The organism is Tardiphaga sp. OK245 (genome assembly GCF_900108575.1).
Taxonomy (GTDB): Bacteria; Pseudomonadota; Alphaproteobacteria; order Rhizobiales; family Xanthobacteraceae; genus Tardiphaga; species Tardiphaga robiniae.
In genome coordinates this window covers 349,759-374,144 of the sequence record NZ_FNWZ01000004.1, presented here as the reverse complement: position 1 = coordinate 374,144, position 24,386 = coordinate 349,759, and the positions used below count along the sequence as shown (strand labels likewise).

At 62.5% G+C, this 24,386-nt stretch carries 24 protein-coding genes; 14 read left to right on the top strand and 10 right to left on the bottom strand.

Annotated elements, in window-relative coordinates:
* Nucleotides 1-61: 61 nt before the first annotated feature.
* Complete coding sequence (gene groL / locus BLW80_RS20395) at nt 62-1,717, bottom strand: chaperonin GroEL (protein WP_068733597.1); 1,656 nt, start codon at nt 1,715-1,717, stop codon at nt 62-64.
* Between the two features lie 150 nt (nt 1,718-1,867).
* A complete protein-coding gene (locus BLW80_RS20390; RefSeq protein ID WP_089261928.1) occupies nt 1,868-2,164 on the bottom strand; it encodes a co-chaperone GroES in 297 nt (98 codons plus the stop codon).
* A 311-nt stretch (nt 2,165-2,475) separates the two neighbouring features.
* Here BLW80_RS20390 and BLW80_RS20385 point away from each other — a divergent pair, with 311 nt between their 5' ends.
* Both BLW80_RS20385 and BLW80_RS20380 read left to right on the top strand, forming a co-directional pair.
* Entirely contained in the window at nt 2,476-3,003 is a 528-nt protein-coding gene (locus tag BLW80_RS20385) for a hypothetical protein (RefSeq protein ID WP_068733601.1), read from the top strand.
* 62 nt (nt 3,004-3,065) lie between these two features.
* Nucleotides 3,066-4,274, top strand: a complete 1,209-nt coding sequence (locus tag BLW80_RS20380) for an MFS transporter (RefSeq protein ID WP_093759387.1) — start codon at nt 3,066-3,068, stop codon at nt 4,272-4,274.
* A gap of 29 nt (nt 4,275-4,303) precedes the next feature.
* Here the strand turns inward: BLW80_RS20380 and BLW80_RS20375 are convergent, their stop codons facing one another.
* Nucleotides 4,304-5,077, bottom strand: coding sequence for a protein phosphatase CheZ (locus BLW80_RS20375; protein ID WP_089261924.1), 774 nt, complete (start codon nt 5,075-5,077; stop codon nt 4,304-4,306).
* A gap of 297 nt (nt 5,078-5,374) precedes the next feature.
* Between BLW80_RS20375 and BLW80_RS20370 the strand changes: the two genes are divergently transcribed.
* On the top strand, nt 5,375-6,166 hold the full coding sequence (locus tag BLW80_RS20370; protein ID WP_093759386.1) for a L,D-transpeptidase: 792 nt from the start codon (nt 5,375-5,377) through the stop codon (nt 6,164-6,166).
* 255 nt (nt 6,167-6,421) lie between these two features.
* On the opposite strand, the gene BLW80_RS20365 is transcribed toward BLW80_RS20370, so the two are convergent.
* Together BLW80_RS20365 and BLW80_RS20360 are read right to left on the bottom strand one after the other, a co-directional pair.
* The gene (locus BLW80_RS20365; RefSeq protein WP_093759385.1) at nt 6,422-7,231 is read right to left on the bottom strand and encodes a DUF2076 domain-containing protein; all 810 of its coding nucleotides are present in this window, start codon (nt 7,229-7,231) and stop codon (nt 6,422-6,424) included.
* A 136-nt stretch (nt 7,232-7,367) separates the two neighbouring features.
* Nucleotides 7,368-8,273: a LysR family transcriptional regulator gene (locus BLW80_RS20360; protein WP_093759384.1), complete on the bottom strand. Its 906-nt coding sequence runs from the start codon at nt 8,271-8,273 to the stop codon at nt 7,368-7,370.
* Between the two features lie 135 nt (nt 8,274-8,408).
* Between BLW80_RS20360 and BLW80_RS20355 the strand changes: the two genes are divergently transcribed.
* Together BLW80_RS20355 and BLW80_RS20350 are read left to right on the top strand one after the other, a co-directional pair.
* Nucleotides 8,409-9,482 (top strand): tartrate dehydrogenase, encoded by a 1,074-nt coding sequence (locus BLW80_RS20355; protein ID WP_093759383.1) that lies wholly within the window; start codon nt 8,409-8,411, stop codon nt 9,480-9,482.
* A 75-nt stretch (nt 9,483-9,557) separates the two neighbouring features.
* Nucleotides 9,558-10,526, top strand: coding sequence for a tripartite tricarboxylate transporter substrate-binding protein (locus BLW80_RS20350; RefSeq protein WP_093759382.1), 969 nt, complete (start codon nt 9,558-9,560; stop codon nt 10,524-10,526).
* Here BLW80_RS20350 and BLW80_RS20345 read toward each other — a convergent pair.
* From BLW80_RS20345 to BLW80_RS20325, 5 genes are all read right to left on the bottom strand, one after another.
* Nucleotides 10,523-11,368 (bottom strand): ChbG/HpnK family deacetylase, encoded by an 846-nt coding sequence (locus BLW80_RS20345; protein WP_093759381.1) that lies wholly within the window; start codon nt 11,366-11,368, stop codon nt 10,523-10,525. The two genes, BLW80_RS20350 and BLW80_RS20345, sit on opposite strands and share 4 nt — an antisense overlap.
* On the bottom strand, nt 11,365-12,408 hold the full coding sequence (locus BLW80_RS20340) for a glycosyltransferase family 2 protein (protein ID WP_170849769.1): 1,044 nt from the start codon (nt 12,406-12,408) through the stop codon (nt 11,365-11,367). Before BLW80_RS20340 ends, BLW80_RS20345 begins: the two co-directional genes overlap by 4 nt.
* Nucleotides 12,409-12,501: 93 nt before the next feature.
* Entirely contained in the window at nt 12,502-13,479 is a 978-nt protein-coding gene (hisG, locus tag BLW80_RS20335; protein WP_093759379.1) for an ATP phosphoribosyltransferase, read from the bottom strand.
* Complete coding sequence (locus BLW80_RS20330) at nt 13,476-14,642, bottom strand: ATP phosphoribosyltransferase regulatory subunit (protein ID WP_093759378.1); 1,167 nt, start codon at nt 14,640-14,642, stop codon at nt 13,476-13,478. Before BLW80_RS20330 ends, hisG begins: the two co-directional genes overlap by 4 nt.
* A gap of 113 nt (nt 14,643-14,755) precedes the next feature.
* A complete protein-coding gene (locus BLW80_RS20325) occupies nt 14,756-15,520 on the bottom strand; it encodes a 16S rRNA (uracil(1498)-N(3))-methyltransferase (RefSeq protein WP_093759377.1) in 765 nt (254 codons plus the stop codon).
* Nucleotides 15,521-15,725: 205 nt separating this feature from the next.
* On the opposite strand from BLW80_RS20325, the gene BLW80_RS20320 reads away from it, so the two are divergent.
* The 9 genes from BLW80_RS20320 to BLW80_RS20280 all read left to right on the top strand — a co-directional run bounded on the left by BLW80_RS20320 (nt 15,726) and on the right by BLW80_RS20280 (nt 24,349).
* Nucleotides 15,726-16,433, top strand: a complete 708-nt coding sequence (locus BLW80_RS20320) for a hypothetical protein (RefSeq protein ID WP_244528406.1) — start codon at nt 15,726-15,728, stop codon at nt 16,431-16,433.
* A gap of 25 nt (nt 16,434-16,458) precedes the next feature.
* Nucleotides 16,459-17,391 carry a 4-hydroxybenzoate octaprenyltransferase gene (gene ubiA / locus BLW80_RS20315; RefSeq protein ID WP_093759376.1) on the top strand — a complete coding sequence of 311 codons (933 nt, stop codon included), beginning with the start codon at nt 16,459-16,461 and terminating at the stop codon, nt 17,389-17,391.
* A 33-nt stretch (nt 17,392-17,424) separates the two neighbouring features.
* Nucleotides 17,425-18,363 (top strand): LysR substrate-binding domain-containing protein, encoded by a 939-nt coding sequence (locus tag BLW80_RS20310; RefSeq protein WP_093759375.1) that lies wholly within the window; start codon nt 17,425-17,427, stop codon nt 18,361-18,363.
* 147 nt (nt 18,364-18,510) lie between these two features.
* Nucleotides 18,511-19,053: a thiamine pyrophosphate-binding protein gene (locus BLW80_RS20305; RefSeq protein WP_089261903.1), complete on the top strand. Its 543-nt coding sequence runs from the start codon at nt 18,511-18,513 to the stop codon at nt 19,051-19,053.
* The gene (locus BLW80_RS20300) at nt 19,041-19,637 is read left to right on the top strand and encodes a thiamine pyrophosphate-dependent enzyme (protein WP_093759374.1); all 597 of its coding nucleotides are present in this window, start codon (nt 19,041-19,043) and stop codon (nt 19,635-19,637) included. Before BLW80_RS20305 ends, BLW80_RS20300 begins: the two co-directional genes overlap by 13 nt.
* Before the next feature lie 115 nt (nt 19,638-19,752).
* Nucleotides 19,753-20,748, top strand: a complete 996-nt coding sequence (locus BLW80_RS20295; protein WP_093759373.1) for a Bug family tripartite tricarboxylate transporter substrate binding protein — start codon at nt 19,753-19,755, stop codon at nt 20,746-20,748.
* 20 nt (nt 20,749-20,768) lie between these two features.
* Nucleotides 20,769-22,205, top strand: a complete 1,437-nt coding sequence (locus BLW80_RS20290) for an FAD-binding oxidoreductase (RefSeq protein ID WP_210185342.1) — start codon at nt 20,769-20,771, stop codon at nt 22,203-22,205.
* A gap of 63 nt (nt 22,206-22,268) precedes the next feature.
* Complete coding sequence (locus BLW80_RS20285) at nt 22,269-22,925, top strand: GDSL-type esterase/lipase family protein (protein WP_244528358.1); 657 nt, start codon at nt 22,269-22,271, stop codon at nt 22,923-22,925.
* Nucleotides 22,926-22,960: 35 nt separating this feature from the next.
* Nucleotides 22,961-24,349: a tetratricopeptide repeat protein gene (locus BLW80_RS20280; protein ID WP_139285869.1), complete on the top strand. Its 1,389-nt coding sequence runs from the start codon at nt 22,961-22,963 to the stop codon at nt 24,347-24,349.
* The last annotated feature ends 37 nt before the right edge of the window (nt 24,350-24,386 follow it).

Genomic DNA, 24,386 nt, shown 5'->3' with positions numbered 1-24,386 from the left:
AAAAAGAAGGCCGCCCGGAGGCGGCCTTCGATCACAATGCAGTTGAGCGTGAAAGCAGGGCTTAGAAGCCCATGCCTCCCATTCCGCCCATGCCACCCATACCGCCGCCACCGCCCGGCATCGCCGGTGCAGCTTCCTTCGGCAGTTCGGCGACCATGGCTTCGGTGGTCACCAGCAGGCCGGCAACCGAGGCGGCGTCCTGCAGTGCAGTACGCACCACCTTGGCCGGATCGATGATGCCCTTGGCGACCATGTCGACATAGGTTTCGGTCTGCGCGTCGAAGCCGAAGGTCTCGGACTTCTCGTCCAGGATCTTGCCGACCACGATCGAACCTTCAACGCCGGCGTTTTCGGCGATCTGGCGGATCGGAGCTTCCAGCGCCTTCAGCACGATGTTGATACCGGCCTGCACATCGGCGTTCTCGTTGGTGAGACGGCCGACGGCCTTCTTGGCGCGCAGAAGCGCAGTACCGCCACCGGGGACGATGCCTTCCTGAACGGCCGCACGGGTGGCGTTCAGCGCGTCATCCACGCGATCCTTCTTTTCCTTCACTTCGACTTCAGTCGCGCCGCCGACGCGGATGACGGCAACGCCGCCGGCCAGCTTGGCCAGACGCTCCTGCAGCTTCTCACGGTCGTAGTCCGAGGTGGTTTCCTCGATCTGCGCCTTGATCTGATTGACGCGGGCCTCGATCGCCGGCTTCTTGCCAGCGCCGTTGACGACGGTGGTGTTTTCCTTGTCGATCACGACCTTCTTGGCGCGGCCGAGCATGGCGAGCGTGACGCTTTCCAGCTTCATGCCGAGATCTTCCGAGACGAGCTGACCGCCGGTCAGGATGGCGAGGTCTTCCAGCATCGCCTTGCGGCGATCGCCGAAGCCCGGTGCCTTGACGGCAGCAACCTTGAGGCCACCGCGCAGGCGGTTGACGACGAGGGTAGCGAGGGCTTCGCCTTCGACGTCTTCAGCGATGATCAGGAGCGGCTTGCCCGACTGCACCACGGCTTCGAGCACCGGCAGCATGGCCTGCAGGCTGGAGATCTTCTTCTCGACGAGCAGGACGTACACGTCCTCGAGCTCGGCGGTCATCTTCTCGGCATTGGTGACGAAGTAGGGCGACAGGTAGCCGCGATCGAACTTCATACCCTCGACGATGTCGACTTCGGTCTCGAGCGACTTGTTCTCTTCAACCGTGATGACGCCTTCGTTGCCGACCTTCTGCATCGCCTGGGCGATCATCTTGCCGATGGCGGCGTCGCCGTTGGCGGAGATGGTGCCGACCTGAGCGACTTCAGCCGAAGACGCAACCGGCTTGGCGCGCTTGGTGATGTCCTTGATGACGGCGGCGACGGCGATATCGATGCCGCGCTTGAGGTCCATCGGGTTCATGCCGGCAGCAACCGACTTGGCGCCTTCACGGACGATGGCCTGGGCCAGCACGGTGGCGGTGGTGGTGCCGTCGCCTGCGGTGTCGTTGGTCTTCGAGGCGACTTCGCGCAGCATCTGCGCGCCCATGTTCTCGAACTTGTCCTCGAGCTCGATCTCCTTGGCGACGGTGACGCCGTCCTTGGTGATGCGCGGAGCGCCGAACGACTTCTCGATCACGACATTGCGGCCCTTCGGACCGAGCGTGACCTTGACGGCGTTGGCGAGAATGTCGACGCCGCGCAGCATGCGATCGCGCGCGTCTCCAGAGAATTTAACGTCTTTGGCTGCCATGTTGATGGTGCTCCGAGTGATGGGAATTTGAAATTAAAACGCTGTCATGGCCGGGCTTGACCCGGCCATCCATCTTCCTGCGAAGAAGCCAGATGGATGCCCGGATCAAGTCCGGGCATGACGTCCGAGTGTTTGGAGAGCGGACCGCCTTTAAGCGATCACGCCCATGATGTCCGACTCCTTCATGATGAGGAGTTCTTCGCCGTCGAGTTTGATCTCGGTGCCCGACCACTTGCCGAACAGAACCTTGTCGCCGACCTTGATGTCGATCGGGATCAGCTTGCCGGCTTCGTCGCGGCCGCCAGGGCCGACGCCGACGACTTCGCCTTCAGACGGCTTTTCCTTGGCGCTGTCCGGGATGATGATGCCGCCCTTGGTCTTCTCGTCGGCGACGATGCGCTTGACGACGACGCGGTCGTGCAGCGGGCGGAATTTGGTCTTGGCCATGGGAGTGTCCCTTTAGGGTTTGCGATTTCGTTGCCATCTCGGAGGCGGGCGGGAATCCAGCCGGAACGCTCAAGGCGCCCGGCTCATTCCCTTAGCAATCGCGCTCCGGGAGTGCTAATTGAGCGTCCGGGAAATATGGCCAGACGCTTTTTGAGTCAAGCTAGGCCTTAAGGCCTTGGTGAGGCCAATATAGGATGATCTGGAAACCATAATGGAGAGTCGGCGTAATTCTGCCGACCTCATTGCGCCGTCAGGTGTTTTGCGCTTGGCTGCCGGGACGGGCAGCCGGGGAATTTGCTCTAGGGGATAATATGATCAGGTCACGCTACGCCCGCACGGTTGCCCATCTGGCGATCGTTTCAACTTTGGCGCTGTCATTGGGCGGGTGCGGCACGTCTGGTGGATTGGGCGGGTTCAGCTTTGGGAACTCGCAGCCGACACCGCCGCCGGAGCCCCCGCCGGCGCCGGAACTGCCAGCCTCGATCCGCTCGGAAGAACTCGTCGGCCGCTGGGGCCTGGCGTCCTATATGAATCCCAATGATCGCGTTCGCACCGAGAATGCCGCGCGCGGCCAGTGCAAGCAGCCCTATATCATCGGCCAGGGCGCGACCGGCGGGGTCATCATGCATCTTGCCGACGAGGCGACGCCGCAGGAATTGCGCCTCAAGGGCTCGCCGAGCGGCAAGAACTATATCGGCCCGCCCGGTCCCGCCGGTGGCGAGAAGGATCGCGAGATCGTCTCCTTCGACGGCCGGATTCTCGTCACGCGCTTCATCGACAAGGACGCTGCGGTTCGCTACGGCAACATGGTCTATGTCCGTTGCGCACCCAAGGCCTGACCTGACAAGGCCTGACCTGAGGCGTAAGGCGGGTCCCGCCACTCCCTTGAAGACGTGAGCCCATGCACCGATTGCGTGACCTTGTTTTCGGACCGGGCCGCGCGGTCCTTGTGCTGGCATTCACCCAGATCCTGACCTGGGGCATCCTGATCTATCCACCGGTGCTGACCATGCCGCATGTCACGGCGGCACATGGCTGGTCGCTGGCCTTCGGCATGGCGGGCTTTTCGCTGGGGCTGATCGTATCGGGACTGCTGTCGCCGGTGGTTGGTGGATTGATCGACCGCCACGGCGGCAATGTCGTCATGGCATCGGGCGCGTTGGCCGGTGCCTTGGGTCTCGCTCTGTTTTCAGTAGCCGACCATCCCGCGACCTATCTGGCCTGCTGGCTGTTGCTCGGCGCTGCAATGTCGGCGTCGCTCTACGATCCCGCCTTCGCCACGCTGACGCGCATCTTCGGTGCCTCGGCGCGGCGGCAGATCACCTTCGTGACCTTTGCAGGCGGCTTCGCCTCGACGGTCGGCTGGCCGGCGACCCATCTTCTGCTTGAGGCTGTCGGCTGGCGCGGGACGTATCTGACCTTCGCAGCGATCTTCGCCTTTGTCGTTGCGCCGCTTCATGCTTTTGCATTGCCGCGCCACGTCGCCGTCGCGCCGCTGCCCGTGGTGGACGCCGTTGTCGTCCCCCAGCAGGCAACCCTGCGCCCGGAAGGCTGGTCGTTCATCCTGCTGGCGGCGGCTTTCTCGCTTTACAGCTTCATTCTGTCGGGCGTGACCTCGAACCTGCTCGCGCTGCTGGAGCGCGGCGGGCTCAGTGCTGCAACGGCGGTGACCATCGGTGCGATGTTCGGCCCGGCGCAAGTGGCATCGCGGTTGGCGGACTTCATGCTGGCGGGACGCACCCATCCGCTGTGGATCGCGCGCGGGGCGGTGGTGCTCGTAGTATCTGCCTTCGCAATGCTGGCATTGGCCGGGATTTCATTTCCGCTCGCGGCGCTGTTCGCGGTTGCTTTCGGCGCCGCCAATGGCGTCATGACCATCGCGCGCGGCGCGCTGCCGCTGCTGATGTTCGGTCCGGTCGGATATGGCCGCGTCATCGGCCGCATCGCGCGGCCGGCCTTGTTCGTGCAGGCCTTTGCACCGTTCGTGGTGGCATCCGCGGTCGAGACGCTGTCCGACCGCATGGTGCTGCTGCTTGGGACCGTGCTGGCGCTGGCGGTGCTGCTCTGTTTCGTGATGATAAAAACGCCGGGCGTTGCGGCCCGGCGTTAAACGATCTCTAACTGTGGTCGAAAATTATCTTAGCCGAACAGCGCGTCGATATCGTCCTGTGAAGCGTGGCCGACGTCGCCGTCCAGCTTCGGGCCGTTGAGCAGCTTGTCGTCTTCGCTGCGGTCATCGACCTTGGCCGGCGCATGCGCCTTGATCTCATCGACGCCACCCCAGATGTCCATCATCGCAGTAATGCGGTTTTCGATGAACTTCATCGTGGTCATCACCTTGCTGATGCGCTGGCCGGTGAGGTCCTGGAAGTTACAGGCTTCGAAGATCGCGACGACGTTATCGCCGATCTCTTCCAGCATCTGCTTTTGCTGATCGGGTGAGGTCACCTTGCCGAGCGCTGTCGATGCATTATCGATGGCTTCGGCTGCGGCGAGAATCTGCTGCGTGGCTTCTTCGGTGCCGCCGACGACAGCGCCGAGTTCACCGTTGACCTTCGCCATTTCGTCGCCTTCGAAGCTCTTGCCGTGAAGAACTGCGATTTCCATCTTGGTGCGGGTAATGGCGTCGTGGATCAGATCGAGTTCGATCTTGAGCTTTTCGCACTGCTCGATCTGAGCGCGGTAGGTTGCAAGCAGCGCCTGCGCTTCCGCGACCTGCTGATCGGCGGCGGCGCCGACCTGATCTGTCACGGCGTTGCGGGCCGGCGCTCCCATCTGCGCGCGGATCGCGCGGAGCTCAGCCATGATTTCGCGATGCATTGGCATCGGCTCGCTGCTGCCCACCACTTCATTGGGCATAGGTGCAGTACCGAAAACTTCTTCAATGCGAAATCGCTTGCGACGAACAGACATCAGGTCCCCCAACGTTCAATCAATCCCCCGTTCGTATACCCATGAGTTTAACGTGAAGTTCACGCGGGAACATCGCACCTATAGTCGAAATGTCTGCCAGAGAACTGTTAGTTAACCATGGGGCTTTCGCGTTCATTCAAAATAAACGCTACCAAATAGAACTGCGCCGTTTGACGACGTGGTGAATCCAAACGGCGATTGTGTTTACCAAACCGAGGCGATTTTAACCTTAAGTCGGAGTGTGCAAAGCGCTTCTCAGGTGAGAACGCGCACGACGAAACAGTGCAGAGTACGTCGATGTTCAAAAAATTCTCTCTCACGCTTCTTGCCAGCGCATCTTTCATCGCAGCTGGATCGCATCAGACGCTTGCGGTGGAAGCCGCGGCGCAATTCGCCGAGCCTCCGGTGGTGTATTCGCAGCAGCCGCAGCGCCCGATGCAGCGCACGGCCTATGCCGAACGCTCGCGCATGGGCGGCGGCTTCATCGAGTTTCTGTTCAGTGATGGTCCGGCGCAGCAGGGCCAGCGTTACCAGCAACAGCCGGACTACTCTTACGAGCAGCGCCGCTCGCTGCTGCCGCCGATGGATCCGCAACAGCGCGTCTATCAGCAGGAGGAGACGGCAGATGCCGCGCGTCCCGCGCTGGATCCCAAGTATCAACCGCAGATGGTCGAATATCAGGGCAGCGAAAGCGCCGGCACCATCGTCGTCGATACGCCGAACAAGTTCCTGTTTCTGGTGCAAGGCGGTGGCAAGGCGATGCGCTATGGCATCGGCGTCGGCCGGCCGGGCTTCACCTGGTCCGGTGTGAAGACGATCACGGCGAAGAAGGAATGGCCGTCGTGGACGCCGCCAAAGGAAATGCTGGCGCGCCGTCCTGATCTGCCGCGTTACATGGAAGGCGGTCCGGAAAATCCGCTCGGTGCGCGTGCGATGTATCTCGGCTCGACGCTGTACCGTATTCACGGCTCCAACGAGCCATGGACGATCGGCACCAACGTTTCCTCAGGCTGCATTCGTATGCGCAACGAGGACGTCATCGATCTCTATGGCCGCGTCGGCGTTGGCGCCCGGGTCGTCGTGATCTGATCTTGCTTAACCTCTCCCCGCTGTGCGGGGAGAGGTCGGCGCGCAGCGCCGGGTGAGGGGCGGGGCATGCGCTCTCATCACGAAGGGACTGTCGATCCCACCGTTACGCGGCCGGCCATCTTTTGCTGCTAAAATCCGATCCGATAGTTGAGCGACCGAGGCTCATATCGCGCGATGCCCCTCACCCGTCCGGCTTCGCCGGCCGACCTCTCCCCGTAAAAAACGGGGAGAGGTTAAGGCTGCGTCGCCCGACAATTATGCCAAATCGCTGTCGTCGGAGTCCATGTCCATGGCGTCGTAATCGCCGTCGTCCTGGTCTTGATCCTGGTCCTGATCGGCATCGGCCTGCGCCTGATCGAAGGATCCGGCGCGGGAGCCGCTGGACGAACCGATATCATTGACGCCGGCCTGATTGCCCAGGTTGCCACCGGACGAATCCGAACCGGAGCTCCACGGGCTCTTGCTCTCGCTGGCATTGGCGGCGTCGCCAAAACCTTGCTGATGGCTGCCGCCCATCATCGAACGGATGCTGCCGAGCAGAAGCGAGCCGCCGACCACGCCGGCTGCGGCTGCCGCTGCGGTACCCAGAAACGAACCGCCGCCACCACCAGCCTGAGGCTGCTGCTGGCCGAACTGGCCCGGTGCGGGACCTTGGCCATAGCCGCCCTGGCCGTAGCCACCCTGTGGCTGGGGCTGGCCGAGCACCTGTCCGGTGTTCCAGGCAGGACGGCTCGGCTCGGGCGGGCGAACGCTCGGCACGGAGCCGCGCGGCTGGTTCGGGTTCTGACCCTGACCGAACAGGGCGTCTCGCATCGAATCGAGGAAACCGCCCTGAGCCGCCTGTTCGGGGGCGCCGTTGCCTTCCAGTTGCTGGATGCGCTCATGGGCGCGCTTCAGCGCTTCGTCCTGCAGCAATACGGTCTGCACCAGCGCGTACAGCGCATTGGGTGCGCGGCGCTGGCCCTGCGCAATGGCGTCGAGCGCGTCCGGATCGCGTGGCGCGCCTTCGACCTTGCTGAGCCGGTCAAAGAGATCGTCAACCAGTTGGCGTTCTTGCGGTGTCATGGCGTCCTCTGTCTTCAAAGCGCGCTTGCTTTGCGCGCTGGAGATGTAGTGACGCTTTGTGTCGCAATAAGTGCCGCCTGGATTAAATTTAGTTATGCGACAAAACGACCGGCAAGCCTTGTCGTGCTTCCTCTTGTCATGCTTCCAGCGCGTAGCGCGCCAGATTGGCCTTCAGCATGTCGAGAATCTGATCCCGTGCCGGATCGCGGGTCCCTCTGACCCAGGCTGCGGCGAGCGGAAGCCGGTTCATTGCCGCCATGCCGAGCGGCATATAGCGCACGCCGCGTGCGGGCATGCGAGACGTCCAGCGCGGCACGATCGCCAGCCCGATTTCGGCGGCAACGAGATTGACGATGGTCTGCTTCTCGTCAGCGATCTGCACGACATTGGCCTGCAGTCCATCTTCTGCAAACAGCTTCATCGTCAGATCGTGACTGTGCGGCCGCGACCGTCGCTCCGGCACGATCAGAGGTTCGTCGGCGATATCGGAGATCGTCAGATGCGCGCGCGACGCCAGCGGATGGCGTTCGGAGACGGCCACGACGGCTGTCTCGTGAAACAGAAACATGAATTCCAACCGCTTGTCGGCACTCTCGGGCGGTCGGACAAAAGCCAGATCGAGCCGGCCCGACAGCAAGCGCGGCAGCAGCCGGATCGTCTTGTCCTCATCAAGCTTGATGGCAAGGTCAGGGGCGCGTTCGCGAAGATCGTGAAGCAGCGCCGGCAGAAGCCCGGCGGCGGCGCTGTCGATTGCGCCGACCCGGATCGTGGCTGCACGGGCCCGCACGCGTGCGCGGAAGGACGACGCGATCTGATCCGCGCGGGCGAGCAGGTCGCGCGCCTGTTTCAGAAACTCGACGCCGTCATCGGTCAGGGCGACGCTGCGCGTTGTGCGCGTCAGCAGACGTGTGCCGAGATCGTCCTCGAGGAGGCGGATGTAGCGGCCGAGTGCGGACGGCATCATTTCGAGCCGCTGCGCCGCGCGGCCGAAATGCAGTTCGTCCGCCGCCGTCACGAAACAGCGCAACTGGTGCAGATCCATCAAGCCTCCCGATGGCGCCCTTCGGCCGCCTCAGGAGTTATTATATCATTTATTTGTATAAACAACCGCGATTGAGCCCGGCGTGGCCCGCCTGCAGGGTGGGGAGAGCCAGTTCAACCCAGCAGAGACCTCACCATGCGCGAATATTCCATCGCGGCCATCCCGGCCGACGGGATCGGACCCGAAGTCATCGCCGCCGGTACACGCGTGCTGGAAGCGCTGCAAAAGCGCATCGGCGACGTGACTTTCAATGTCGAAACGTTTGATTGGGGCTCGGCCTATTACCGCAAGCACGGCGTGATGATGCCGGCCGACGGCCTGCCGAAGCTGAAGAAGTTCGACGCGATCTATTTCGGTGCGGTGGGGGCGCCCGATGTGCCCGATCACATCACGCTGTGGGGCCTGCGGCTGCCGATCTGCCAGGGCTTCGACCAATACGCCAATGTGCGCCCCACCAAGATCCTGCCCGGCATCACCTCGCCACTGCGCGGTGTCAAAACTGGCGATCTCGACTGGGTGATCGTGCGGGAAAATTCCGAAGGCGAATATGCCGGTTGCGGCGGTCGCGTACATCGCGGGCTGCCGGAGGAAGTCGGTACCGAAGTCTCGGTGTTCACCCGGGTCGGCGTAGTCAGGATCATGCGCTACGCGTTCAAGCTCGCGCAGTCACGTCCGCGCAAGCTGCTCACTGTCGTCACCAAGTCGAACGCGCAGCGCCACGGCATGGTGATGTGGGACGAGATCGCTGACGAAGTGTCGAAGGACTTCCCTGACGTCACCTGGGACAAGATGCTGGTCGACGCCATGACCGTGCGGATGACGCTGAAGCCGCAGAGCCTCGACACCATCGTCGCCACCAATCTTCACGCCGACATTCTCTCCGACCTCGCCGGCGCACTGGCCGGCAGCCTCGGTGTCGCGCCGACGGCGAATATCGACCCGGAACGGCGCTTCCCCTCGATGTTCGAACCGATCCACGGTTCGGCTTTCGACATCACCGGCAAGGGCATCGCCAATCCCGTCGCCAGCTTCTGGACCGCCGCGCAGATGCTCGATCATCTTGGCGAGCCGGATGCATCGGCGCGATTGATGCGTGCGGTGGAGAAGGTCTGTGAAGCCGGCATCATCACACCGGATGTCGGCGGCAAGGCCACGACGAAAGAAGTGACCGACGCAGTGGTGGACGCGATCCATAGTTCGAACGTCTGACGCGATTTCCGAACGCCCCGGTCTCACCGGGGCGTTCGCCTTCAATAAATCAAAACAATATTCAGGGAGGATCTCATGAAAGCCACAGCTACACTTGCGTTTGCGATTACGCTGGCAAGCTCCGCTGCCTTCGCACAGGGCTATCCCAACAGGCCGATCACCATGCTGGTGCCGTTCGCGGCCGGTGGGGCCACCGACACCGTCGCGCGCGTCACCGCTGCGACCATGTCAAAATTGCTCGGCCAGACCATCATCATCGAAAACGCCACAGGCGCCGGCGGCACCATTGCCGCCGCACGCGCGGCTCGCGCCGAGCCGGACGGCTACACGATCCTGATCCATCACATCGGAATTTCTACGGCTGCGACGCTGTATCGCAAACTGCCTTACGACACCAAGACCGCCTTCGCGCCGATCGGCCTCGTCACCAATGCGCCGATGACCATCATCTCCAGGCCGAACCTGCCGCCGAACACGCTCGCCGAGCTGATCACCTATATCAAGGCCAACGGCGACAAGATGACATTCGGCAATGCCGGCCTCGGCGCCGCCTCGCAGCTCTGTGGCCTGATGTTCATGAATGCCATCGACAAGCAGATCCTGTCGGTGCCCTACAAGGGCAACGGCCCGGTGATGAACGATCTGATCGCCGGCCAGATCGATCTCACTTGTGACCAGACCACCAACACCACCGGCCCGATCGCGGCGAAACTTGTGAAGAGCTACGCGATCACGACGAAGACGCGTTTGTCGTCCATGCCGGACCTGCCCACCGCGGATGAAGCCGGCCTGAAGGGTTTTGAGGCGGGCGCCTGGCATGGCATCTACGCGCCAAAGGGAACTCCTGACGATATCGTGCAGAAACTGGCGAAGGTGCTGCAGGATTCGTTGCGCGATCCCGAACTGATCAAGCGCTTCAACGACATCAACACCGATCCGGTGCCGCAGGATCAGGCGACGCCGCAGGCATTGAAGAAGCAGCTCGATAGCGAGGTCGATCGCTGGGCGCCGATCATCAAGGCGAGTGGACAGTTTGCCGACTAGCGCGCCAGCGTGACGTTGTTTGTCGCCAGCAACTGCACGAAGGCATCGCTTGCCAGATATTGATATTCGCGCTCGCGCTGGTCGGTGAACGGGTCGAGGTCGATCAGGATCTCATCGACATGACCCGGGTGGCACATCACGAGTCCGCCATCCGGAAGGTCGTTGAGGAAACCGGCCATGAGCGTGCCGAAGTCGGCATGCTTGGTGAAGTCATAGGCGCCGGCGAATCCCGGATTGAACGTCACGCCGGCGCGCGTCGCACGTCGGCGGAACGTGGCGCTGAGCGTGTCGAGCAGCAGCGCTTTCGGATTATCGAGGCGTTGGCCTAACGGCAGCACGCGGCCGGATTGCCGAACCCAGGCCTTCGGCGCACTTTTCTTCATTGCGGCGAGGAGGGCATCGCGCACCTGCGGGAAGGTCTGCACGTGCTGGTGTCCGTCGATATAGTCGGGGGCGCGCCCGAACAGGGCCACAAATTTCGCGATCTGCGTCGTCAGCTCGGTTTCGATCGCCTCGCGATCGAGTTTTCGCAACAGGCTGAAGCGCAGCATCTTGCCGAGCGGCAGGAACAGCTCGTCGAGCAGCGGCCGGTAGTGCATCGTCAGCGGATGAAACGGGGCGGTCAGTGTCGCGTGGAGGCCGATCTCGCAATTCGGATTCTTGGCGACGGCGTCCTGCAACGCACTCACGTCATCGCGCGAAATCACGGGACCGACCACCATCACGGATGTGGCGTTGAGGCGTCCAAGCGCAATGAGTTCGCGGATGCCCTGATTGACGCCGGGGCTGATGCCGTAATCGTCGGCGCAGAGTGTGATGCGGCGCAGGGCTGCGCCGGTCATTCGGCAGCGGTCCGGTCGGTGGTTTGCGCCGTGCTATCGGTCGCGTTACGCTTCACGCTGTGCTCGGCGACGAAATAGATCGGCCGCGCCTTCAGTTCGGACAGGATCTTGCCGATATATTCGCCGAGCACCCCGATCATGATCAGCTGCACGCCGCCGAGGGTCATCAGGCCGACGACCAGCGATGGATAGCCCGGGACAGACTTGCCGGAGACCCATGTCTCCCACAGGATCGACAGACCGAACAGGAACGCGCCGAAGGCGAGCAGCAGACCGAGCAGGCTGGCGAAACGCAGCGGAGCCACCGAGAACGAGGTCAGGCCTTCGATCGACAGGCCGATCAACTGCTTCGGATTGAACGAGGTCACGCCGTGCTCGCGTGCCGCCGGTTCGTAGTCGACGCGGAGCTGGCGGAAGCCGATCCAGGTCGCCAGTCCCTTGAAGAACCGGTTGCGCTCCGGCAACTGGCGCAACGCCGCAGCCGCACGCGGTGACAGCAGACGGAAGTCGCCGGCATCTTCCGGGATCTTCTGCCGCGCGCCCCAGTTGATCAGCGCATAGAAGCCGCGCACGGCCTGGCGGCGCAGGAAGGACTCGTTGTCGCGATGGGCCTTGGCGGTATAAACGACGTCATAGCCTTCGACGATCCAGTGCCGCACCAGCTGTTCGACCAGTGCCGGTGGATGCTGGCCGTCGCCATCCATGAACAGCACGGCGCCCTTGCTGACGTGATCGAGTCCCGCCATCAGCGCGGCTTCCTTGCCGAAATTGCGCGACAGCGACACGACCTGAACGTCGAGCGATGTGGCCTGCAGGCTGCGCGCAACCGCCAGCGTGCCGTCGGAGCTGCCGTCATCGACATAGACGACTTCGCAGGCGAGGCCGTGGCGTTCTTTCAGTGTAGTCGCAAGCGTCGCCAGCCGCTCATGAAACAAGGCAAGGCCGGGCGCCTCGTTGTAAACTGGCACAACGATCGACAGGCCTTGTGCCGCGGCGGTCGCGGCATCGGTCGACAGGCTCGATACGTCGCTGCCCAGCATCATCGATCAGATTCCGATATCCAAAATAAGCTCATGAATCATATGGTAATCAGCCAGTGCGTCCGCCAGCAAGGCGAAACGCCACGCTGCGCGTTACTGCCGCAAGAACGCCTCAAGTTTGGCGAACAGCGGATTCTCGCGATCCATCACATAGTCGAGCGAGGCGACCGAGACGGTATCTGCGCCGTTGGCGCGCAGGAAGCTGCTCAGCGCGTAAAGCTGCGCCGGCGGGCAGTGTAGCGTGATCATGCCTGACGAGGTCGGGCCGCCGAACGGCGACACCACGCCGAAGCGGTTATGAGCCTCGGTGAGGAGCGGCTGATTGCAGCCGGCGAAGCGGGTGCGCACTTCCTTGTATTTGCTGGCGCGGGCGCGCGCGGCAATGTGGTCGAGAATGATGCGCGCAGTTTCCAGGGACTGCGGCGACCAGTCGGCGGCGCGCGAGGCGACGAGATTGGCCTGGCTGCGCAGGATGACGCCGTCATCGAGCACCTTGAGACCGTTGGCGACGAGGGTCGCGCCGGTGGTGGTGATGTCGACGATCAGTTCGGCCGTGCCGGTGGCCGGTGCGCCCTCGGTGGCGCCGGCGCTTTCGACGATGCGATAGTCGACCACGCCGTGTGACGCGAAGAAGTTGCGTGTCAGGTTGATATACTTCGTGGCGACGCGCATGCGGCGATTGTGCTGCGCGCGGAAGCCGGTGGTGACGTCATCGAGATCGGCCATGGTGCGGACGTCGATCCAGGCCTGAGGCACGGCAACGACCACATTGGCGCTGCCAAAGCCCAGGCCATCGATCAAAGCGACCTTCTTGTCGGCGTCGGGGATGCTCTCGCGCAGCAGATCTTCGCCGGTGATGCCGAGATGCACGGCGCCGCGCGCCAGATTCGAGGCGATCTCGCTGGCCGAGAGATAGGCGATTTCGACATTGTCGAAGCCGGCAATGGTGCCGCGGTAATCGCGCACGCCGCCCGGCTTCGCCAGCGTCAGGCCCGCGCGGGTGAAGAAGGCTTCGGCGTTTTCCTGCAGACGGCCCTTGGACGGAACGGCGAGAACGAATGGTGCGGTCATGACGCGCTCCCGGAAACCAGCGCCGAGGACGCGTTGTGAGTGAGGGCTTCGATCCAGATCGAGAAGCCGACCGCAGGAATCGGCGTAGCGGAGCCGAGCTGCGTCAGCAGTCCATCATAACGGCCGCCGGCGACCAGCGGCTCGGTGCCGTTGCCCTTGCGGTGCAGTTCGAATTCGAAGCCGGTGTAGTAGTCGACGCCGCGGCCGAATGAGGTCGAGAAACGCGTCTTGGTGGTATCGATACCGCGCGCCGCCATGAAGCCGATGCGGCTTTCAAATTCGTCGATGGCGGCCGTGATGTTGAGTTTGGCATCGGAGGCGAGCTTGCGCAGTTGCTGCAGGGCATCGTCGGGATCGCCTGAGATCGCGAGGAAGCGCTTGATCAGCACCAGCGCGTCGCGCGGCAGTGCGCCGCCTTTCAGCGTCGACTGTTCGAGGAAGCGATCGGCGATTTCCGCCACCGAACGGCCACCGACATTGGTGGCGCCGGCGATCGACATCAGGTCGGTGACCAGTGCCAGCGCTGCCTTGCGGTCGGAGCCTGCGAGCGCGGCGAGCACACCTTCATATTCGTTGCGGACCGGCGACTCCGCGAGGGTCAGCCGGTCGAGGTCGTGGGTCAGGCTGACCTTGCGGTTGAAATCCTTCATCAGCCGGCGCTTCCACACCGGATAGAGGTCGAGCGCCTCGATCAGCGCTGCGAAGAGGGCGACGTCGCCGGTGCGGATCTCGATATCGCTGAGGCCAAAGGCGGCCGTTGCCTCCAGGCCGAGCGCCAGCATTTCGGCATCGGCGGCGGCGCGATCCTGACGGCCGAAGGATTCGATGCCGGCTTGCTGGAATTCGCTGGGCGTGCCCTGCCGATAGCGGAACACCGGGCCGAGATAGCTGAAGCCGGCGGGGTGGCCGGCCTGCGGTGAGGCGAGATAATCGCGCGCCACGGGGATCGTGAGATCCGGCCGCAGGCACAGCTCTTCGCCGGAGGCGTCAGTCGTCAAGTAAAGGCTTTTGCGGATGTCTTCGCCGGACATATCGAGGAACGGATCGGCCGGCTGCAGGATCGCCGGCTCGGCATGGGCGTAGCCGGCCTCGGCAAACGACAACAGCAGCGCATCCGCCCAGGCGGCGGATCCGGTCGCGCGAGGGGCGGCGGGTTTGGTCATCTCGAAGTCCAGCAATCTCAACAGAGTGGTCGTTGGCGCAGCCCATAGCATGGCGGTTGCGACGTTTCGACCACCATCGCCCGGTGGCCTTAATGTCGGGTCATGGCAGCGGGCTATTTGCCTACTTGGTTACCATTCCAGTCACCAAGGGCAGTCTGCACCAGCGCCAGCGCAGCCACCGCGGCTGTATCGGCGCGCATGATCCGGGGTCCCAGCGCCAGCCGGAGAATATTGGCCTGTTTCAGCAGAAGAGCCCGTTCTTCCTCGGCAAAGCCGCCCTCCGGGCCGATCAAGACGTCGATTCCGTTCGCTGCGGCCTCCCGGGCGCCGGTCAGCGCGGTCATGGGATCGGCCACCTCGGCGGCTTCGTCGCAGAAGATCAGCAGCCGTTTGGCATCCCGCTGGTCGAGATATTTGGGCAGGTTCAGCGGCTCGGCGACGCTGGCCACGCTCAGAATTCCGCATTGTTCGGCCGCCTCGACCACGTTGGCGCGCATCCGCTCGGTATTCACCCGGCTGGCCTGCGTAAAGCGCGTCATCACCGGCTGCAGTGCCGCCGCGCCCATTTCGATGGCCTTCTGGACCATGTAGTCCAGCCGGGCGTGTTTCAGCGGTGCAAACACGTATGTCACGTCGGGCAGGCGATCCTGCGGCCGGACCTGGGTCAGCAGGGTCAGGCGGTCCGCCCGCTTGCCGCCGGAAATGGCGGCCTGCCATTCGCCGTCCTTGCCGTTGAACACCAGCACCGAGGCGCCGGAGCCCAGCCGCAGCACATTGCCGAGGTAGTTGCTCTGGTTACGATCGAGCGAAATGGTCGTATCGGCTGCAAAAGGCGCATCGACAAACAGGCGGGGACTGCGGAAATCGGCTTGCGGCATCGTTCATGTTCCATTCAGAGGGCGAGCTTTAGCCCAACTGCGACGAATTATCATGCGAGAACGCGGGTTTGCGCCGCGCTGCCGCCCGAATCCGCGTGCTGTTGGTGGGTTGTTAAGGCTTGGCAGGAATCGTAGAAAGTCCTGAATCAGGATGGGCTTCGCCCCCGATCGATCGGGGCACTGAGCTGCCGGAGGAATATCTGTGATCATCCGTCGTTTGATTGTGCCGCTGTCCATGGCCGTGTTCGCCATGCAGGCTATCGAAGTTCATGCCCAGGGCGCGTTTCCCGCGCCGCTGCCGGGCAACAGCTCGGCTGCGCCTGCGAGTTCGTCGCCGTTCCCGCCGGTGAACGGTGCGCCTGCCAGCGCATCGCCATTTCCGCCGGTCAATGGTGCGGCCACTGCGCCCAGCGCGTTTCCCTCCAACGGCGCTGCGCCGATCGGTGGTGGCGGCTTTGGCGCTCCTCCGCAGCAACAGGCGGGGCCGCCCGGCGGCGAAGATTGCATGAAGGGCTTTCTGCCCCTGCGCCAGGACGCCGAAAAGAAGGGCGCTGCCATCAAGGCTGCGAGCGAGCGTCGCGCGCCTCCGGACGAGGCCTGCAAGCTGATCACCTCTTTCTCGCAGACCGAAGTCAAGATGATCAAATACATCGAGGCGAATGCGCAGAAGTGCGGCATTCCGCCCAATGTCGGCGAACAGATGAAGACCGGCCACAAGAACACTGAAGGCATGCGGCAGAAGGTCTGCAGCGTCGCGCAGCAGCAACGGGGTGGCGGTGGTGGCGGCCCGGTGGCAGCGCCGCGTCTGAGCGACGTGCTGGGCTCCTCAGCGTCGCTGCCGGAAGCGAATAATGCGCGCAAGAGCGGCGGCACCACCTTCGATACGCTGAACGGCAACGTGCTCACCCGATGATCGGGTGGCAGATCATTCTGTTCCAATGAGCGACGCGGCTGCCCGCGTTGCGGATGCGACCGGCAACTGGGTCGATCGCTCGGCGCCGTTGTGGTCGCGGCCCTATCTGCGGCTGTCGCGCTTCGATCGTCCGATCGGCTCATGGTTGCTGCTGATGCCATGCTGGTGGTCGGCGGCGCTCGCCTCCGGCATGGCGCATGATATCCATCAACTACCCAAGATGATCGCGCTGTTCTTTATCGGCGCCTTCGTCATGCGCGGCGCCGGCTGCACTTGGAACGACATCACCGATCGCGACCTCGACGCCAAGGTGGAGCGCACACGCTCGCGGCCGATTCCGGCCGGGCAGGTCACGGCGAAACAGGCTTTTGCATTTCTGGTGCTGCAGGCCCTCATCGGTCTCGTGGTGCTGCTTCAGTTTAACACTTTCGCCATTGCCACCGGCATCGCCTCGCTCGGCATCGTTGCCGCCTATCCCTTCATGAAGCGCATCACCTATTGGCCACAGAGCGTGCTGGGCCTCGCCTTCTCGTGGGGCGCGCTGATGGGCTTTGCTGTCGTGTTCGGCCGCATCGATGCAACAGCGCTGGCTTTGTACGCGGGTTCGATCTGCTGGGTGATCGCCTATGACACGCTCTACGCTCATCAGGACACCGAGGACGACGCGCTGATCGGCGTGAAGTCCACCGCGCTGTTGTTTGGGGAACGCACGCAGGCCGCGCTGACGCTGTTCTACGGGCTTGCCGTGTTGCTGATCGGCGCGGCGCTAGCACTGGCTGGCGCACGCTGGCCGGCATGGCTCGGCCTTGCAGCATTCGCCCTGCATCTGGTCTGGCAGGTCGCACGCACCGATATCAGCGACTCCGCGCTATGCCTGCGGCTGTTCAAATCCAACCGCGATGCGGGACTGCTGCTGTTTGCAGGATTGCTTGTGGATGCCATCATGCGGGCGGCGTAATCGCGCCTTCCTAGGCATTGGTGGACCGCAGAGATGGACGTCGCGCAGCTCAAGACACTCATTCACGTGGCCGAACTGGGAAGCCTGAGCAAGGCCGCCGATCGCCTTCGCATTGCGCAGCCGGCCTTGAGCCGGCAGATCAGACTTCTGGAAAAGGAGCTCGGCGCCGCGCTGTTCGAACGGCATGGGCGCGGCATGATCATCACCGAGATCGGCCGCGACGTTCTCAACCACGCGACCCGCGTGATGACCGAGCTCGATGCCATCCGCAATGTCACATCCGAAGAGAGCGCCTCGTTCAAGGGCGTCGTCTCCATCGGCACCACGCCGACCGTAGCCGAGATCGTCACCGTTCCCCTGGTGAAGAAGATCAAGGAGGTGCATCCGCAGCTCTCGATCCGGCTGTCATCGGCCTTCACGGGCCATCTGCTCGACTGGCTGCAACGCGGCGAACTGGAGCTCGCCGTGTCCTACGATCCGCAGCCGCTGCGTTCGCTCCGCATCGTGCCGGTGATGATGGAGAACCTGTTATTCGTCAGCGCCGGCAGCAAGGGATTGCGGATGGATCGTCCCGTTCCGTTCGCAGAGCTGGCTCACGAAGAGCTGGTTCTGCCGAGCCTCCGCCATGGCTTGCGCGGAATCATGGAGGAATGCGCGCGGCAGGCGGGCATTCGATTGCGCGGCAGCGTCGAGGCGGACTCCTTCGGCGCGATGATCGATCTGGTGCGCAACGGCGTCGGCTCCACCGCTTTGCCGCTCGCGCCGATCCATGCGCTGGTCGAGAGCGGCGTGCTCTGTGCGGCGCCGCTGATCGATCCCACACCGGCGCGCAAATTGGTGCTGGCCTATCCGGCAGACCGCTCGGTCAGCGCAGCGGCGCGCTTTGTCGGCGATACATTCACGGAGATCGCGGCCGATCTCGTCGCCCGGAATATCTGGGTCGGCCACATGATCGATCCCAGGAAAACGTAGCTGCGTCGCACCATTTGCGCGCTGTCGAGTGCTGCAACGCCAGAGATCAAATCTCGGCATATCTCTTCGAGCAAATCGGTATGCGTCGGGCCGTCTGCTTTGGGCTAAGCGTGAGTCAGCGCTATGCTGCAAGCAACGGAGACTGGAATGTCAGATGCAGGGCCCACGCCCGGTTCACAGGTGGATTGGCGGCACGATGTGTTCCGCATCCTGAAGGAGGCCGACGTCAAGCACATCGTCTATGTGCCCGATGCCGGCCATTCCACGGCGATCCGTCTCGCCGACGAAGACAATGCGATCAACTCCGTGGTGCTGACCACCGAGGAGGAAGGCATCGGCTATCTCGCGGGCGCCTGGCTCGGCGGTGAGCGCGGTGCGCTGTTGATGCAGTCCAGCGGCGTCGGAAATTGTATCAACACGCTGGCGCTGCAGGCCTGCACGCGCTTTCCTCTGCTGATGGTCGTGACCATGCGCGGCGACTGGGCGGAGTTCAATGCGTGGCAAAATCCGATGGGGCAGGCGACCGAGAAGGCGCTCAACCTGATGGGCGTGCTGACCTGGCGCGCCGATGAGCCGCAGGATGTCGCACCGCTGTTGCATGGTGCGGCATCGATGGCATTCAATGGTGATGCGGCCTGCGCATTGCTCCTGGGGCAGCGTTTGATCGGAGAGAAGCAGTGGGTCAAGTAAACGCAACCGGCGCGCTCGATCGCCGCGAGGTCGTGCAGAAGCTGCTGGCTGGCCGCAAGGATCTGCTTGTTGTGACTGGCCTCGGCTCACCATCCTATGACGTGATGGCTGCCGGTGATCACGACAATAACTACTATCTTTGGGCGGCGATGGGCAGCGCGGCCATGGTCGGCCTCGGGCTGGCGACGGCGAAGCCCGATCATTCGGTGCTGGTCATCACCGGCGACGGCGAGATGCTGATGGGCATGGGCGGGCTCGCGACCATCGCCACGCGTAAACCAGCCAATCTCACCATCGCGATTCTCGATAATGGGCATTTCGGCGAAACCGGCATGCAGGTCAGCCACGCCGGGCTCGGCGTCAATCTCGATCGCGTGGCGCAAGCCTGCGGCTTCGGCTGGACGCGCGAGATCCGCGATATGGCCGGCGTGGAGGATCTGCGCACTCGCCTGTCGTCGCGCGATGGCGTCAAGCTCGCGACGATCAAAGTGAAAGCGGAAAACCCGCCCCGCGTGCTGCCGCCGCGTGATGGTGTCTATGTGAAGAACCGATTCCGTGCAGCGCTGGGACACGCGCCGCTCTGAACAAACGGAAGGGCGCTCATCCATGTGGATGCGGCGCCCTTCTGACGATCGTCTGGAGACCCAATGCTGGAAAACCAGTGTGGGAAACAAAAACATCATCAAGGGTAGGGAAACAATGGCGAGCAAGATTACGCGCCGCACGTTCTGCCGCTCGGCAGCCGTTGCGGCGTCCAGCATGATGATTCCAGGTACCAGTGTCTGGGCGCAGGCAGACCTGCCGAAAAGCCCGATCACGCTGGTCGTGCCTTTCGCAGCTGGCGGGGCCACCGACATCGTCAGTCGGCATGTCGCCAAGAAGGTCTCCGATCAGATAGGGCAAACGATCCTCATTGAAAATGTCGGCGGCGCTGGCGGTGTGGTCGGTGCCACGCGGGTCGCGCGCGCGAAGCCTGATGGGCTGACATTGCTGATGGGCACGATCTCTACCCACACCATCAATCCGCTGATGGCGAAGGTGCCGCCTTACGATCCCGTCAAGGATTTCACGGCGATCTCGATGCTGGTCACGGTGCCCAATGTGCTGATGGTGTCCAAGCAGGTGCAAGCGACCACCGTGAAGGAACTCATCGCGCTGCTCAAGGCCGACCCGAGCAAATATAGTTACGGGTCGTCGGGCGTGGGAACGCCACCAAATCTGTCCGGCGAGTTGTTCAAGGTGCAGGCCGGCGTGAAGATGGAGCACGTGCCCTATCGCGGCGGCGCGCCGGCCATGAACGACCTGATGGGCGGACAGATCCCGGTTCTATTCGACGTGCTGAGTGGTGCGGCGCCGTTCATCAAGGCGGGCTCGATCCGCACGCTCGCCGTCACGACCAAGAAGCGGTCGCCGTCCTTCCCTGATATCCCGACCATTGCAGAGTCCGGCCTGCCTGACTACGAGACCTATACTTGGAACGCGGTGTTCGGCCCACCCGGCATGGCGCCGGCGCTGGCCGAGCGGTTGAGTTCAGAGTTCCGCAAGGCCGTCGCCGATCCGGACGTGGCGAAGCAGTTGCGCGAGCTGAGCGGCGATCCGGTGGGCTCGACCGGCGCCGAGCTCGAAGCACAGGTCAAGGCCGAGGGCGTGAAGTGGGGCCCGATCATCCAGGCCGCCGGTCTGAAGGCTGAGTAGCTCTGCGGAAGGATAGCGTGTTGACGTCTCTGAAAGCTGATCCTGCTGCATTTCTTGCTGCCGTGGCCGCAGTTATTAGCGGCAAATATGTGCGCACTGGTATGGATGCCGATTCCTATCAGCAAGACTGGCGCGCCCGTTATCGCGGGGCTGCTGTCGCTGTAGCCCTGCCGGGAAGTACGGAGGAAGTTGCGGCACTGATGGGCGTCTGCCGCAGCTTCGGTGTGGCGGTCGTGCCGCAAGCCGGCAATACCGGGCTCACCGGCGGTGCCATTGCGCCGGATGGACTGGACTGCCTGATCGTCAATGTCTCGCGGCTCAACCGCGTGCGCAATGTCGATCCGCTCAATAATGCGGTGACGCTGGAAGCCGGCTGCATTCTGGCGGATGTGCGTGCGCTGGCTGAGCAGCATGACCGCCAGTTTCCCGTATTGCTCGGCAGCGTCGGCAGTTGCGAGGTCGGCGGGCTGATCTCCACCAATGCCGGCGGCACCGGCGTGCTGCGCTACGGCAATATGCGCGAACAGGTGCTCGGACTGGAAGTGGTGCTGGCAGACGGTCGGATCTGGAATGGCCTCAAGGCGCTGCGCAAGGACAATACCGGCTACGATCTGAAGCAGCTCTTCATCGGAGCCGAGGGTACGCTCGGCATCGTCACCGCCGCTGTGCTGAAACTGTATCCAAAGCTCATGGTGTCAGCGACGGCAATGGTGTCGATGGACGAGGTCGGCCAGGCGATTGCGCTATTGCAGTATCTGCAGCGCACGACGGGCGGTCGTGTCGAGGCCTTTGAACTGATGTCGCAGAGCCAATTGCAGATCGTGCTTCGTCATGGTTCTGCGAGCGGCAGTCCGATGGCGGGTGAGGCGCCATGGTATGTGCTGCTCGAACTGGCGGACAGCGCCGCGGACTGGAACGCCGTGGAAAGCTTGGAGACGGCACTGGCCGCAGCGATGGAGGAAGGGCTCATCGGCGATGCGGTGATTGCGACCGATCAGGCCAAGGCCGAGCGGATCTGGAACCTGCGTCACACGATTTCTGAATCCAACAAGCGCGAGGGTTTTACGGTGTCGAACGATACGTCGGTGCCGATCTCGGCGCTGCCGGAATTCATCGACCGCGTCACGCGTCGGCTGCAGCGCGAACTGCCCAATGCGCAGGTCGCGCATTGCGGGCATGTCGGCGATGGCAATGTGCATGTGATCGTCGTGTTTCCCTACGACATCGGCGATGCGCAGGTCCGCGAGGCTGCGGCGCACGAGGCCAACACCATTGTGCATCAGGAAAGCGTCGCCTGTGGCGGCAGTATCAGCGCCGAGCACGGCATCGGCCGCATGCATATCGATCGGCTTCCGCTCTACACGTCGGAAGTCGAGCTCGATCTGATGCGGCGCGTGAAACTCGCACTCGATCCCGACCGGATGATGAATCCGGTCAAGGTATTGCGGTTGCCTTGAGTGAAGCGGCAGGAGATTCCTGACTGCTTCCCCCATGCGAGAGCGCGACCTCGAACATGTCCGATGCCGCAATCGGTCGATGCCATTTGCCCACGCTGGGCATCTGTCGACTTAAGAGTTGCGCTATCCCTGGAATGTAGCTACGCTTTCAAGATTGCCCGTGAATTGAGCTATCCTTCCCAGTTTCTGTATTTGATTTGGGGGATTGGCATGACGTTCTCGAAAATTGCGTGCGCTTTGCACATTGCGACATTTTTCTTTTTAGCTTTGCTTTGTCCCGCATCGGCGCAAATCGTTGCGATCGGTGGAAGTAACACTCAAGGTCGCGGGGTGAGTTCTTCCGAGTCTTATCCGGCGCAGCTCCAGACAATGTTGGAGGCTAAGGGCTCCAGAATGCGCGTGGTGAACGCCGGCATATCGGGCGACACGACGACCGGAATGCTGGCTCGCCTGTCGAGTGAGGTGCCCAACGGCACAAAGATCGTGATCTTGCAATTTGGCACCAATGATTTCCGCCGAGCGAATTTCGATCCTGCTGTGCGTCAGGCGAATATGGCCAGCATAGAACAGCAGTTGCGCGCCCGTGGGATCAGGATTGTTCACTCCGATCGTCTCGTATGGGCGGCGCTCGCGGCTGGCATGAAGCAGTCGGACGGTACTCATTTGACAGTGGAGGGCCATCGACGGGTTGCTGCTCAATTGCTTCCATCGATACGCTGATCGCCATTGTGGCGCCCGTCCGGTCAGCGAAAGCCGTGACATCGAAAACTGTGCCGCCGCGGCAGCGTGCGGCTGCTCCAAAAAAGAATTTCCTGAAATCCCAGCTGGAGAAGCGCACGTTCGGCGAGCTGGTGATCGTCGTAAAGGCGATCGCTGTCGTTTTTGTAACGGTCGTGCCCGCGGTGCTTGCGACAGTTGTCGTATCGAATGCGATACGCGATACCGGCGTCGTGATGTCATACCTTCGCGTACCGCAGTCGTTCGAGGCGATCGGCTATTCTTCTGAAACGGCCACTCAGCAATTGCTTGATGAGATATCGATTCTGAACAAGAGTTCAACCGCGGCCAAGCCCAAGACGCAGATAGGCGACGCGCACCTTCTGGAAGCTCTGTCTTCGATCGAAACGCCAACTGGCAACCTTGATATCAAATCGGTCCAGTCGTTGATACAACGTGTGCTTGGCAAGACACTCACTCAGATCTCGGGAGAAATCACGACCCGCAAGGAAGACGGTCGTGACCTGACGCGTTTGCGTTTGCGCCAGACTCCCGGTCGCGAGACTCTGATCGATGTCGAAACATCGCAAGGCCCTGACGGTCTCTTCAGAAAGGCTGCCTTGAACCTTCTTGAACATATCGATCCCGAAATCGCGGCGGGAATTTATTGGCGGGAGTATCGCGATGAAGAAAATGCATTGCGGCTGACGGCGATAGCCCTTGCGGGAGGATATCCCGACGCGGAAAAATACGCGATCAATCTGAAATCATTCATTCTGGCATCCCGCGGTCAAGCCGCTGAAGCCCTGCAGGCGTCGGATCAGGCAAGAGCCATGGACGCGGCTTTCGTCGGGGCCGAGTACTCTCGGACGTTTGCCCTGCTTGCCGGGCGGCGATTTGACGAAGCTCTGGTGGCGGCCAAAGCGGGTGTGGAGCGCGCTCCGGGCTCAGTCAACAGCTTCACCACGCTGGGATTTGCGCTTCGGGCTCTCAACCAGAATGACGAGTCGATCAAAGCTTTCAAGGAGGGCCTGCGCCTCGACCGATCCAACGTCTTTGCGTATCGCGCTTTGGCAAATATCTACAGCAGCCTGGGCCAATCCAAGGAAGCAAGCGACACACTTTTTACTGGCGTCGCGACTGTACCACGAAGTGCGTTCCTGCAATTCGATTACGGAGAGAATTTACGCAAGAATGGGCGTCAGCATGACGCTATTGGACCCTTGAGGAAAGCCTACGGGTTACAGCCCGATAATTTGATGTTTCTCATTGGATTGGCAGAAGTCGAACTGGGTGAAGGTCACGACGCCGAAGCGCTTCGAATGGCCTCCATTGTCAGGATGCGCGTCAACAGTGGCGAAAAGGTCGCGCAGAACTTCAAGCAGCGAGCTGACGCACTGATCTCACGCCTCGGAAACGCACCTTAGCGCCGACCGACTTATCGCAATCGGCGCGTTGGATCTA